Source organism: Kutzneria sp. CA-103260 (assembly GCF_018263855.1).
Taxonomy (GTDB): Bacteria; Actinomycetota; Actinomycetes; order Mycobacteriales; family Pseudonocardiaceae; genus Kutzneria.
The window spans coordinates 8614127-8626810 of record NZ_CP073318.1 but is presented as its reverse complement, the minus strand read 5'-3'; the positions used below and the strand labels follow the sequence as shown (position 1 = coordinate 8626810).

The following is a 12684-nucleotide window of genomic DNA, read 5'->3' as shown; positions in this document are numbered from 1 at the left end:
CCATGCGCGCTCTGGTCACCGGCGGTGCCGGTTTCATCGGGTCGACCCTGGTCGACCGGCTGCTGCGAGACGGGCACGAGGTGGTGGTCGTCGACGACCTGCGCCGTGGCCGCCGCGAGAACCTGGCCGCCGCCGAGGCCACCGGCCGGATCCGGCTGGTTGAGCTGGATGTGGCCAGCCCCCAGCTGCACGACCTGCTGGCCGAGGTGAAGCCGGAGGCGGTGTTCCATCTGGCCGCCCAGATCGACGTCCGGGTCAGCGTGGCCGACCCGCTGCTGGACGTGCACCAGAACGTGGTGGCCACGGTCAACCTGGCCGAGGCGGCCCGCAAGGCCGGCGTGCGCAAGGTCCTGTTCGCCTCCTCCGGCGGCTCCATCTACGGCACCCCCGACCAGCTGCCGGTGTCCGAGGCGGTGCCGATCAACCCGAAGTCGCCGTACGCGGCGAGCAAGGTGGCCGGCGAGGTGTACCTCAACACCTTCCGTCAGCTCTACGGCATGGACTGCACGCACCTGGCGCTGGCCAACGTGTACGGCCCGCGGCAGGACCCGCACGGCGAGGCCGGCGTGGTGGCGATCTTCGCCCAGCGGCTGCTCAACGGGGAGTCCACCAAGGTCTTCGGCGACGGCGGCAACACCCGCGACTACGTGTTCGTGGAGGACGTGGTGGCGGCGTTCGTGGCCGCGTCCGGCGACAAGGGCGGCGGCCAGCGCTTCAACATCGGCACCGGCGTGCAGACCTCCGACCGCGAGCTGCACAGCCTGGTGGCCAAGGCGGCCGGCGCGGCCGACGCCCCCGAGCTCGCCCCGGCCCGGCTCGGCGACCTGCGCGCCTCCGCGCTGGACAACGCCGCCGCCCAGCGGGAGCTCGGCTGGCGGCCCGAGGTGGACATCGCCGAGGGCGTCCGGCGCACGGTGGACTACTTCCGGGGCTGACGGTGGCCAACTCCAAGTTCGGCCCCGCCGTCCTGATGGGCGGCGGCCTGCTGGTGCTCGGCGCGGCCGGCTACCTGTTCGTGGCCATCGCCGGGCACACCCTGCCGGCGGTCGACGCGACCGCGGTCAGCGGCGTCTACTTCCTGATCAACATCATCGGGCCGGGTCTGTTCACCGCGTTGGAGCAGGAGACCAGCCGGGCCACCAGCAGCACCATCGCGGCCGGCCGGCCGCTGCGGCACGTCGTGCGCAACGCCGCGCTGCTGGCCGTCGGCCTGCTGGCGGTGGCGCTGGTGGTGCTCGGGGCCCTCTCGCCGGTCCTGGTCGACGTCGAGCTGAGCGGCCACTGGCCGCTGATGTGGGCGGTGCTGCTGTCGGCTGTCACAGCGGCGGCGATCTACCTGGTGCGCGGCCTGCTCGGCGGCATGCAGCGGTTCTCCGGCTACGCCGCGACGCTGGCCGGTGAGGGCGCGGCTCGGCTGCTGCCGTGTGTGGTGGTCGCGGTGGCCGGGCTGGCCGCCGCCGGCACGTACGGCCTGATCTTCGCCGGCGGCAGCGTCATCGGCGCGCTGCTCGGCCTGCCGTGGACCCGCAAGATGCCACACGGCGAGGCGGAGGGCGGCGAACGCCTCGGCACCATGGTCCGTGGCCTGCTGCTGCTGGTCGGCGCGATCCTGCTGACCCAGCTGGTGGCCAACCTGCTGCCGCTGGTGGTCACGGCCAAGCTCGGCACCGCCAGCGCCGTCGCGCAGGCCTTCAGCTCGGCGTTCCTGCTGGTCCGGGTGCCGCTGTTCCTGTTCGCGCCGGTGCAGGCGATGCTGCTGCCGGCGCTGACCGCGGCCGCCACCCGGGGCGAGTTCGACGTCGTGCGGTCCCGGGTCCGGCTGGTGCTGATGGCCGTGCTGGCCGTCGGCGTGCCCGGCGCGATCCTGTCCTGGCTGGTCGGGCCGTGGGCGGCCCAGGTGTTCTTCGGCGCCAAGGCCGCGCTGCCCGGCGCCGTGGTCGGCCTGCTCGGCGTGAGCACGATCCTGCTGATGACGGTGCAGGCGTTGCAGCCGGCGCTGGTGGCGCTGGGCCGGCACCACGCCGTCACGGTGTCGTGGGCGGCCGGCACGGCCGTGCTGGTGGGCCTGCTGTTCGTGCCCGGCGACACACTCACCGTGGCCGTCACCGCCCAGCTCGTCGGCCCGGCAGTGGTGGTCGCCGGCGTGCTGTTCGCCCTGCTCAGGGCCCTGCGCTCGTCATCGGCGAAGACGCCGGTGCCGGCCCCGGTGGCCAGTTGAAACCTTCGTGAACACAAAAAGACGGTCGCGGTGACAACCGCGACCGTCTTTTTGCAGAAGCAGGTCAGTCGACCTTGACCGCTTCCTTCTCGTCCTGGGGCTCCTCGCTGTTCTGGATGGCCACCGCGCGCACCAGCTTGGCGTAGCGCAGCTCCAGCTCCTTGAACCGCAGGTAGGTGTTGATGGTGGCGAAGCCGAAGGCCACCACCATGCCGTAGAGCAGCAGGTCGGTGCCGCGGCCGACCCCCAGCACGTTGGCCACCACGGTGACCTGGTCCGGGAACAGCACGGCCAGCACACCGAAGATCATGAACAGCGAGAAACCGATCTTCACGCTGGCCGCGGTCTTGCTCTTGCCGTGGTGGCGAAGGAAGAACAGCAGCAGCAGCACTACCGCGACGATGAGAACGATCTGGATGACAATCATCGCTTGGCCCCCGACCGCAGCACACTGTCGAAGACAATGTTGACGCCGTTGATGAGTGACTGGCCCTTGGCCATCGAGTACTCCGTGTAGAGGATCGTCACCGGTTCCTCGGCGACCTTCCACTTGTTGTGGTCGATCATCTCGACGAACTCGGAGGCGTGGCCCATTCCGTTCAACGTGATGTTGAGCGAGTCGGCGACCTTCTTGTTGAAGGCGCGCAGACCATTGTGGGCGTCCGAAAGGCCCAGCCGGCGGGTGCGCGGGCTGAGCAGCACCACCGTCTTGAGCACGAAACGCTTGATCCACGGGATGTGGCTGGTGTCCGCGCCGGCCTTGAACCGGGTGCCGACGATGATGTCCAGGTCCTCGTCCTTGAGGCGCTTGAGCATCCGCACCACGTCGTCGACCTGGTGCTGGCCGTCGGCGTCGAAGGTGACGAAGTACTTGGCGCCGGCCTGCTCCCGGGCGTAGTTCACGCCGGTCTGCAGGGCCGCGCCCTGGCCCAGGTTGACCGGGTGGCGCACCAGGTGCGCGCCGGCCGCCCGGATCTGCTCGGCGGAGCCGTCCCGGCTGCCGTCGTCCACGCAGACGATATTCGGAAATGTCTCCCGTGCGTGCCGCACCACGTCGCCGATGACCTGTGCTTCGTTGTACACGGGGACGACCAGCCAGACATCGGACCACTCGGTCACGGGGTCCTCCAGGACGTCTTGTCTCGAGTCATAGTCGGGGCCTGAATTTCTGGTATCCAGCGTAGAGCAGGGTGAGACCCGCCCAGTTCACCGCCCCTAGGCGGCGGCGCAGGCGGTGATCCGGAACAGCTTCATCTGGCCCTGCTGGTCCACCAGTTCGAAGCCGGCCTTTCCGGTCGGGTCGGCCAGCCCGGGATAGTCGTGGGTGCGCTTGTCGCCCGGCCACAGATAGACGGTGTCCACGTACAGGTACTGAACGTGCAGCCGGCCCGCGGCCTGGCAGACCAACGGATTCCGCGCGGCGTCGTCGAGGTGCTTGGACAGGAAGATCTCGTCGGCGCCCATCGTCACGGCGAAGTGCGGGACCAGCACCTGGCGGTCCTCCAGCGACCACAGCAGCGCGCTGCCGTTCCACGGGTTCGAGGCGATGGTGGCGTTGGCCGGCACCTCGCGGCCGATGCGGTCGAAGAACTCGTGGCGGTCGGCGTTGAGCAGCGGCTGGGTGCGCGGGTTGTCGGACTGGCCATAGGTGGCCGCGACGACCAGCGAGTGCTGGCCGGAGTACAGCCCCTTGGTCCCCACCACCAGCACCAACAGCACTATGGCGGGGATCGCGACGGTCGACTTCAGCGCCGGCTGGAGCCGGGCCCGCCAGGTCTCGGAGTGGGTGGTCTCGATCCGGTCACGAAGCCAGGCGATGACCGCCTGCACGCCGAGCACGGTGGCCGGCAGCGCGGTCACCGGCAGCACCGCGGCCAGCCGGAACGAGTCGTTGTACCAGTAGCCGACGATGTGGTGGGACAGCGGCGAGTTGAGGGTGGCGGCCAGCAGGAACATCACCCCGGACAGCACGTGGTCGGCGACCAGCCAGCGCCGGCCGCTGCCCCGCCGGGCCGCCACGACCAGGCCGATCAGGGTGAACGCGGACAGCACCCAGGCCGCGTTCTTGCCGTTGGGGGCGTTCAGCAGCACCTCGCCGATCGACTGGGCCGGCGACTCGATGGCCGGCCAGGTGATCGACTTGACGTCGTTGAAGATCGGCGAGCGGTCCGCGAACACGGCCGCGCCCAACATCAGCAGCACGACGCCGCCGACGGCCGCGTACGCCTGCCTGGCGTGCCCGGCCGCCCGGCGCACCTTGGCCCAGCCGACCACGCCGATCAGCACCGGGATGATCGAGAGCGCGGCCAGGCTGAAGATCGTGTTCGGGTGGGCGATGGCGCCGGCGACACCCGAGACGACCAGCAGGAACCAGGCCCGGCCGCGGCCGAGCACGTCCTGGCGGGCCAGGCCGGTCACCGACAGCACGGCGGCGAAGCCGGCCGGCAGCAGCGACAGGCCCAGCGTGTTCGGCCACAGCACGCCGAAGCCGAGCAGACCCCAGGGGAACGCGCCGAAGGCCAGGCTCAGCACGCCGGTGACGCCCATCGCCAGCCGGGACGGGCCGACGACCTGGCGGACCAGCAGCAGGCAGGCCAGCGGCCAGGCCAGCGACGCCACCACGGCGGCGGTCGCGTTGGTCGCCACCGGGATGGCCGCGCAGGAGCCGCCGACGACCAGCGCGACCAGGTCGTGCCAGGCGGCCGGGTAGAAGCCGCCGGCCACCCCGGGCTGGCCGAGCGCGCCGATGGCCAGCGACGAGCCGTTGCCGCTGTTCAGGATCAGTCGGACCGCGTTGTAGTGGAAGACGGCGTCGTAGGTCTGGGAGACGGAGTTCGGGCCGCCGGGGATGCTGCGGGCCATCGTGACCAGGCCCAGCAGCACCGCGGGCACCATGCCGATGGCGGCGGCGCCGGTCACCGCCAGCGGATCGACCGGCGAGGACGGGCGGCGGCGGATCAGCCGGTAGAGCCCGATGAGCGCGACCAGGATCGCGGAGACCACGATCGGCGGCAGGAAACCCCAGGTCAGGCCGGCCATGGGGGCGATGACGGCGGTCAGCCCGATGGTGCCGACGGCGACCGTCGGCGCGAACCCCCAGGCCGCGACGCCGCGCAGGCCCAGCAGGTAGGTCACCGGCAGGCCCGGCAGCAACAGCCAGCAGGCGCAGAGCAGGGCCGCGGGCACTGCGTCGAACCAGCTCATGATCATGCCTTTTCCGTCCGGCGACACCACGCATTCGGCAGTCTGCCTTACCGGAGCTGAGACGCCCGATCCAGGTTGCCGCGAGATCTGCGACACCCTCCGTGATAACACCACACACAGGGTTCACCCGTTGTTAGGATTGCCGGGAAAAACGGGCTTCATGGTGGGCAGTTCGATGACGTCCGGTAACACCGGTACCCTGGCTCACCGTGAGCTTCTCGGGCTATGACCTGATCGTCGTCGGTTCTGGATTCTTCGGCCTCACCGTGGCCGAGCGTGCCGCCACGCAGCTGAACAAGCGCGTGCTGGTGCTCGACCGCCGTGACCACATCGGCGGCAACGCCTACTCGGAGGCCGAACCGGAGACAGGGATCGAGGTGCACCGCTACGGCGCGCACCTGTTCCACACCTCCAACAAGCGGGTCTGGGACTACGTCAACCAGTTCACCGAGTTCACGAACTACCAGCACCGCGTGTTCGCCCGGGCCAAGGGCCAGGTCTACTCGTTCCCGATGAACCTGGGTCTGATCAACCAGTTCTTCGGCAAGTCGCACACGCCGGACGAGGCCCGCGAGCTGATCGCCAAGCAGGCCGCCGAGTTCGACACCACCGAGGCCGCCAACCTCGAGGAGAAGGCGATCTCGCTGATCGGCCGCCCGCTCTACGAGACGTTCATCAAGGGCTACACCTTCAAGCAGTGGCAGACCGAGCCCACCGAGCTCTCGCCGGCGATCATCACCCGGCTGCCGGTCCGCTACACGTTCAACAACCGGTACTTCAACGACCTCTACGAGGGTCTGCCGGTCGACGGCTACACCGCGTGGCTGAACAAGATGGCCGACCACCCGAACATCGAGGTGCGGCTGAACACCGACTACTTCGACGTGCGCGACCAGATCCCGGCCAAGACGCTGACGATCTTCACCGGTCCGCTGGACAAGTACTTCGACTACGCCGCGGGCGAGCTGGGTTGGCGCACGCTGGACTTCGAGACCGAGGTCCTGCCGGTGGGCGACTTCCAGGGCACCTCGGTGATGAACTACAACGACCAGGACGTGCCCTACACCCGGATCCACGAGTTCCGGCACTTCCACCCGGAGCGGGACTACCCGACCGACAAGACGGTCATCGTCCGCGAGTACTCGCGCTCCGCCGAGGCCGGCGACGAGCCGTACTACCCGATCGACAGCGAGGACAACCGGGCCAAGCTGCTCCAGTACCGCGAGCTGGCCAAGGCCGAGGCCGCCGAGAAGAACATCCTGTTCGGCGGGCGCCTGGGCACCTACAAGTACCTGGACATGCACATGGCGATCGGTTCCGCGCTGAGCATGTTCGACAACAAGATCACCCCGTACTTCGTCGAGGGCCGTACTCCGAACGGCTCGTTGGAGGACTGACGTGACCGAGCAGACGACCATCGGGCAGCAGGCGCCCGCGGCCAAGCGAGGCGGCTCGGCGGACAAGCCCGCCGACAAGCCCGCCGTCCGCACCGGCACGGTGCTGCAGCGGGTCATCCTGCCGCGCGACGAGGACCCCCTCGACGTCAGGCCGCTCTACCTGGACGAGTCGAAGAACTCGCACAGCCACGTCAGCGGCCGCACCGAGGTGACCGTGCCGCGGTCGGCCAAGGTGTCCTTCGGCACGTACTTCAACGCGTTCCCGGCCAGCTACTGGAAGCGCTGGACCCGGGTCGACCAGGTCGTGCTCCGGCTGACCGTGCGCGGCTCCGGCCGCATCGACGTGTACCGGTCCAAGCCCAACGGCGACACCGTGCACATCGAGGGCTTGCCGGTGCGCAGCCCCAAGGCGTGGACCACCGCCGAGGTGAAGATCCCGCTGACGCCGTTCGAGGACGGCGGCTGGCTGTGGTTCGACGTGTTCACCGACGACTCCACGGTCGAGGTCAAGGACGGCGCGTGGACCACGCCGCTGGAGCTGCCCCGGCAGACGGTCGCGGTGGCCATCACCACCATGCGCCCGGTGGACGCGGTGATCGCGCTGCGCACGCTGGGTGAGGACCCGGCCGTGCTGGCCGTGCTGGACCGGGTGTTCGTGGCCGACCAGGGCAAGGTCCGGGTCCGCGACACCGAGGGCTTCACCGAGGCGGCGGCGGTGCTCGGCGACCGGCTGCACGTCATCGAGCAGGACAACCTGGGCGGCTCCGGCGGCTTCGGCCGCGGCATGTACGAGTCGATCGTCAACAGCGACGTCGACCAGATCATGCTGATGGACGACGACATCCGGCTGGAGCCGGACGCGCTGCTGCGGTCCAACGCCTTCGCGCGGGCCGCGACCCAGCCGGTGATCGTCGGCAGCCACATGCTCAACCTGCAGGCGCGGTCCCGGCTGCACAGCTTCGGCGAGGTCGTCGACCTCGGCTCCTGCTACTGGCGGCCGGCGCCGGGCGCGGTCACCGACCACGACTTCGGCTCCAAGCAGCTGCGCAAGTCCAAGAAGGTGCACCGCCGCATCGACGTCACCTACAACGGCTGGTGGATGTGCCTGCTGCCGCGCGAGGTCGTGGAGCGCACCGGCATGCCGCTGCCGCTGTTCATCAAGTGGGACGACGCCGAGTACTCGCTGCGGGCGCAGGAGAACGGCTACCCCACGGTGAGCCTGCCCGGTTCCGCGGTGTGGCACATGCCGTGGACGGACAAGAACGACGCCACCGACTGGCAGGCCTACTTCCACACCCGCAACCGGCTGATCCTGGCTGCGCTGCACAGCCCGTACGACGTCCGCAAGACGTTGGTGCAGCAGGGTTTGAAGCTGTCGCTGCGGCACCTGCTGTCCATGGAGTACTCCACGGTCATGTTGCAGCAGAAGGCGATCGAGGACTTCCTGGCCGGCCCGGACCGGCTGTTCGACTCGATGCGCACGGCGCTGCCCGAGGTCCAGGCGCTGCGCAAGAACTACACCGACGCGCAGACCCTGCCCTCGGCCCGGGAGTTCCCGCCGCCGACCTTCGACATGGTGCGGGCCGAGCACATGTTGCGGCCGCCGGTGAACCCGGCGGTGATCATGGTCAAGGCGTTCGAGGCGCTGCTGCACAACCTGAAGGACCCGGACCCGAACGCCGCCGACCGCCCGCAGATCAACGTGCCGGCGACCAACGCGCGCTGGTTCCTGCTGGGCAACCTGGACAGCGCCACGGTGTCCAACGCGGACGGCAGCGGGGTGTCCTTCCGGCACCGCGACCCGAAGGAGTTCCGCGAGCTGGGCAAGCGGGTGCTGATGAACTACCGGCGGCTGGCCGCCGAGTGGCCGCGCATGAAGCGCGTCTACCGGGACGCGCTGCCCGAGCTGACCTCGGTCGAGTCCTGGGGCAAGGTGTTCACCAAGTAGTTGTCGCGCTGATGGTTGTGGCCGCCGTCCGGTTCTCGGACGGCGGCCACAGCCGTGTTCGGGCTCAGTTCAGCTGGTACAGCGCCGCCTCGCCGGCGCCGAGCGAGACGGAGAAGCCGCTGCTGTTGCGCACCGGCCGATAGGTCTGGCTGCGCGGGTCGAACTGGCTCACCACGCCGTACTGGTTGGCCGTCGGGGTCAAGGTCACCGAGGCGCTCGCGTCGTAGCTCCGGTTGACCACCAGCACCCAGCGGGTGTGCGCGCTCGGGTCCGCGCTGCGGAACCGGCCGATGATCACCGGGTCGCCGGTGACCGCGCTCAGCACGGTGTCCGGGGCGAACGCGGTCACGCCGGGCGGCTGCGCCGGGTCGTTGAGATGCGAGACCAGCTCCGACACCAACGGTTTGAGCTGCTTGCCGACCGGGGCCAGCCAGCCGGTGTTGATCTGCTGGGCGGCCCGGTAGCGGTCGGTCCTGCGGCCGCTCAGGTCGACCATCGCCGGCCCGAAGTCCTCGCCGCGGGACGGATCCGGCTGCCAGTAGGTGAAGTACTGGATCCCCTTGCAGCCGTAGGCCAGGCTGACGTTGACCAGCCAGCGCATCTCGGAGCCGGTGGTGGTGCGGTAGGTGCTGCTGCCGACGGCCTGGATGTAGGTCCACGTCGGCAGGTTGTGGTTCAGTCCGGCCTGCCGGATGGTCACCCAGTTCTGGAAGTAGGTGGCGTCCAGGCCGGAGGGCAGGATCGGGTAGCGGTCGAACGACAGCAGCGCCGGCTGCACGGTCTGGATGTACTGCTCGACGAACGCCTGGTAGCCGCCGGCCGGGAAACCCAGGTCCGGAGCCAGGTTCGTGTACGGCAACGCGTTTGGACGCAGCGCCCGGCAGATCGCCAGCGCGCGGCCGAGCGAGGGAAAGATGTCCGGCCACGGCTCGTCGAACATGTTGAAGCCGGCGAAGGACGGGTGCCCGCCGTAGGCGTCCAGCGCCCGCTGCAACAGGGTTCGGCCGTCGGCGGTGCTGATCGACATCGGCACCGAGCGGTCGTCGCTGATGGTGAACCAGCGGGTCAGGTTGCGGACCTGGGTGTCGTCGGCGATGAGCACCTTCAGCCCGACCTGGTCGGCCTGCTTGAGGGCCCAGCCGATGATGTTGCCGTCGTCCAGGTAGTTGCCGGTGGTCACGAAGTTGAAGCCGGCGTCCCTGATCTCCTGGTAGCGGGCCTCGGTGGTCTGGTCCGGCGGCGGCGGCCAGAACACGCCGATGGGGAAGTCCGGGCCGCCGATCAGGGGCAGTCCGGCGGCGGCCGCCGCGGCCTGCGCTTCAGTCATGATCGCCTCCGGCAGTCGGGGTGGGCTAGATCACCATACGTGCGTCCCACGGTAGTCAGTCGGTGACGCGCGGACACCGCCAGCCGGGTTTCTGCGCGGAGCAAAGGCAAAAGGCCCCGTCCGCGGCGCGGACGGGGCCTTTTCGGACTTCGGATCGTCAGGGCGTGGGCACGATCGCGTAGGTCGCGTACGTGCCGGCGCCGACCACCGTCGCGCCAGGAGCGCCGGGCAGTGCCGTCGGCGAGGTGGCCTGGACGCCGCCCCACACGTAGGCCTTGCCGTCGGCGATCACGGTGGTGCCGGCCATGATGCCCGGGGCCACCGCCGTCACGTTGGTCAGACCCGGCACCTGCACCGCGGCGGTGCTGTAGCTGCCCGAGGTGCCGTTGCCGTAGGTGCCGTAGTAGTTGCTGCCCCAGGCGAACAGGTTGCCGTTGCCGTCGACCGCGTAGCCGGTGTCGCTCTCGCCCGAGCCGACCGACTTGATGTTGCTCAGGCCCTGCACCAGCACCGGCGTGGTGGACACGTCGGTCTGGTTGCCGGCGTGCACCGCCGTGGTGCCGAGGCCGCCGAACAGGTTGGAGCCCCAGGCCCACACCGTGCCATCCGACTTGACCGCGTAGCCGTTGCTGACCCCGGCGCCGATGGACACCACGCCGGTCAGGCCCGGAATCGGCGTCGCCGTCGGGAAGAACGTGTCGGACCGGCCGGCGCCCAGCTCGCCGTTGCGGTTGTAGCCCCAGGACCACACGGTGCCGTCGGACTTGAGCGCGTAGCCGGTGCCGGCGGCCGCGGCGATCGCGGTGACGCCGCTCAGCAGCCCGGGGACGGCCTTCGGCGTGGCCTGGATGGTGCTGCCGCCGGCCGCGTCGTAGCCGGCCTCGCCGACGGAGTTGTCGCCCCACGCCCAGACCGAGCCGTCGGTGCGCAGCGCGTACGCGGAGAACTCGGCGGCGGCGATGGCCTTGACGCCACCGTCCAGCGCGGCCACCGGTGCCGGCACCACCGCGGCGCCGTAGCCGCCGCCGTTGGTGTTGCCGAGGCCGCCGTACCGGTTGTCGCCCCAGGCCCACACGTCACCGTTGGCGCGCAAGGCAAAGCCGTTGTAGTCGTTGCCGGTCACCGCGGCGATCCGAGGAAAGTTCGGCACCTGCGCGTAATTGCTGGTCGCGGTGCCGCCGATGGTGCCGTTGGCCAGCTGGCCGGTGGTGTTGAAACCGGCCGCGTACACGCAGCTGGCCGTGCAGGCCGGCGGAGCCGGCGCGAAGTAGCCGGCGATGTCCATGATCAGGTTGACGCTGCCGGCGTGGTTGTAGAACCGGATCGCGCCGCCCGTGCCCAGCGCGGTGATGGCCAGGTTCGGCGCGGTCTCGCCGGCCGCCAGGTTCAGGTTGGACGCCGAGGGCTGCGGCTGGCCGTCCGGCCACGCGGTCACGTTGGTGGCGGTGCTGGCGTCGGTGCCGGTGAGGTTGTAGACCATCGCCGACGCGCCGGCCGGGATCCACGGCGTGAAGGGCACGGCGCCGCTGGAGTTCGGGCCGAGCGGGTCGCCGTTGCGGCTGTCGAAGGCGCGCACCGGGGTCAGCGAGTAGAACGGGTTGCCGCTGCCGGTCGCGTAGTAGCCGGCCAGGTCGGCGATCAGGTCCACGCTGCCGGTGTGGTTGCTCAGGTCGACCTTGCGGTTGGCGCCGACCGCCACCGTCACCAGGTTCGGCGCGGTCTGGCCGGGGGCCAGGTTCAGGTTGGACGCCGAGGGCTGCGGCTGGCCGTCCGGCCACGCGGTGACGTTGGTGTTGTTGGTGACGTTGGTGCCGGTCAGGTTGAACACCACGGCGGTCGCGCTGCTGGGAAGGACCGCCGACAGGTCGAGCGTGATGGTGGCGTTGTTGCCGACCGGGGCGGCGGTGCCGTTCTGGCCGGTGCCGTCACGGGTGTCGAGCACTCGGCTCGGGCTCTGCGAGGTGTACCCGGCGCCGGCGCCGACCGTGTAGTAGCCGGCCAGGTCGGCGATCAGGTCCACGTCGCCGGTGTGGTTGGCGAAGTTGACGATGCGGGTGGCGTTCACCGCCACGGTGACCAGGTTCGGCCGGGTCTGGCCGGGCACCACGTTCAGGTTGGACGTGGTCGGCATGACGGCGTCCTGCGGCCATGCGGTCACGTTGGTGTTGTCGGTGACGTTGGTGGCGGTCAGGTTGAACACGACGGCCGTGGTGCCGGCCGGGATCACCCCGGACAGGTCGAGGCCGACGGTCGTGCCCTCGTGGACCGGGGCGACGGTCCCGTTGCGGCCGGTGCCGTCACGGGTGTCCAGCACCCGGGTCGGGGTGACCGGGGTGAACAGAGAACCGGACGCGGTGCCGCCGACGTTGGGCACGCCCGGGCCGTTGTGCGGGGTCAGCCCGTGGCTGAAGCCGGTGCCGGGAGGCGTCGGCTGCACCCCGAACTGCGGGCCACCGACCGGCGCGGCCTGTCCCGACCACCGCTGCGTCTGGGCCTGCGCCGGAACCGCGCCCGCCGCCACGGCCGCTAACGCGACGCCAGCGGCCAGCGCGGCAATTCTGCCTGAAACCATTCGTCCCACCCTAGATAC

9 protein-coding genes are annotated in these 12684 nt (G+C 70.1%); 4 read left to right on the top strand and 5 right to left on the bottom strand.

The genetic code is table 11. The annotated features are described in order from the left end of the window. Nucleotides 1-2: 2 nt before the first annotated feature. Nucleotides 3-935 carry an NAD-dependent epimerase/dehydratase family protein gene (locus JJ691_RS38065; protein WP_211764348.1) on the top strand — a complete coding sequence of 311 codons (933 nt, stop codon included), beginning with the start codon at nt 3-5 and terminating at the stop codon, nt 933-935. Between the two features lie 2 nt (nt 936-937). After that, entirely contained in the window at nt 938-2218 is a 1281-nt protein-coding gene (locus JJ691_RS38060) for a lipopolysaccharide biosynthesis protein (RefSeq protein ID WP_211764347.1), read from the top strand. Between the two features lie 64 nt (nt 2219-2282). Here the strand turns inward: JJ691_RS38060 and JJ691_RS38055 are convergent, their stop codons facing one another. The 3 genes from JJ691_RS38055 to JJ691_RS38045 form a co-directional block, all read right to left on the bottom strand. After that, complete coding sequence (locus tag JJ691_RS38055) at nt 2283-2645, bottom strand: DUF2304 domain-containing protein (RefSeq protein ID WP_211764346.1); 363 nt, start codon at nt 2643-2645, stop codon at nt 2283-2285. Next, nucleotides 2642-3337 (bottom strand): glycosyltransferase family 2 protein, encoded by a 696-nt coding sequence (locus JJ691_RS38050; protein ID WP_211764345.1) that lies wholly within the window; start codon nt 3335-3337, stop codon nt 2642-2644. The genes JJ691_RS38055 and JJ691_RS38050 overlap by 4 nt, the downstream gene beginning before the upstream one ends. A gap of 96 nt (nt 3338-3433) precedes the next feature. After that, nucleotides 3434-5428, bottom strand: coding sequence for a DUF6541 family protein (locus JJ691_RS38045; protein WP_211764344.1), 1995 nt, complete (start codon nt 5426-5428; stop codon nt 3434-3436). Nucleotides 5429-5631: 203 nt separating this feature from the next. Here JJ691_RS38045 and glf point away from each other — a divergent pair, with 203 nt between their 5' ends. Together glf and JJ691_RS38035 are read left to right on the top strand one after the other, a co-directional pair. Next, nucleotides 5632-6819 carry a UDP-galactopyranose mutase gene (glf, locus tag JJ691_RS38040; RefSeq protein WP_211764343.1) on the top strand — a complete coding sequence of 396 codons (1188 nt, stop codon included), beginning with the start codon at nt 5632-5634 and terminating at the stop codon, nt 6817-6819. Nucleotide 6820: 1 nt separating this feature from the next. Continuing rightward, nucleotides 6821-8767, top strand: a complete 1947-nt coding sequence (locus JJ691_RS38035) for a glycosyltransferase (RefSeq protein ID WP_211764342.1) — start codon at nt 6821-6823, stop codon at nt 8765-8767. Between the two features lie 64 nt (nt 8768-8831). On the opposite strand, the gene JJ691_RS38030 is transcribed toward JJ691_RS38035, so the two are convergent. Together JJ691_RS38030 and JJ691_RS38025 are read right to left on the bottom strand one after the other, a co-directional pair. Then, nucleotides 8832-10094: a hypothetical protein gene (locus tag JJ691_RS38030; protein ID WP_211764341.1), complete on the bottom strand. Its 1263-nt coding sequence runs from the start codon at nt 10092-10094 to the stop codon at nt 8832-8834. 157 nt (nt 10095-10251) lie between these two features. Next, nucleotides 10252-12666, bottom strand: coding sequence for an RCC1 domain-containing protein (locus JJ691_RS38025; protein WP_211764340.1), 2415 nt, complete (start codon nt 12664-12666; stop codon nt 10252-10254). Between the last annotated feature and the right edge of the window lie 18 nt (nt 12667-12684).

Bases quoted from the DNA above. Each gene is read 5' to 3' on its own strand.
- JJ691_RS38065 (WP_211764348.1), top strand. From the start codon at position 3: ATGCGCGCTCTGGTCACCGGCGGTGCCGGTTTCATCGGGTCGACCCTG.
- JJ691_RS38055 (WP_211764346.1), bottom strand. From the start codon at position 2,645: ATGATTGTCATCCAGATCGTTCTCATCGTCGCGGTAGTGCTGCTGCTG.
- JJ691_RS38045 (WP_211764344.1), bottom strand. From the start codon at position 5,428: ATGATCATGAGCTGGTTCGACGCAGTGCCCGCGGCCCTGCTCTGCGCC.
- JJ691_RS38030 (WP_211764341.1), bottom strand. From the start codon at position 10,094: ATGACTGAAGCGCAGGCCGCGGCGGCCGCCGCCGGACTGCCCCTGATC.
- JJ691_RS38025 (WP_211764340.1), bottom strand. From the start codon at position 12,666: ATGGTTTCAGGCAGAATTGCCGCGCTGGCCGCTGGCGTCGCGTTAGCG.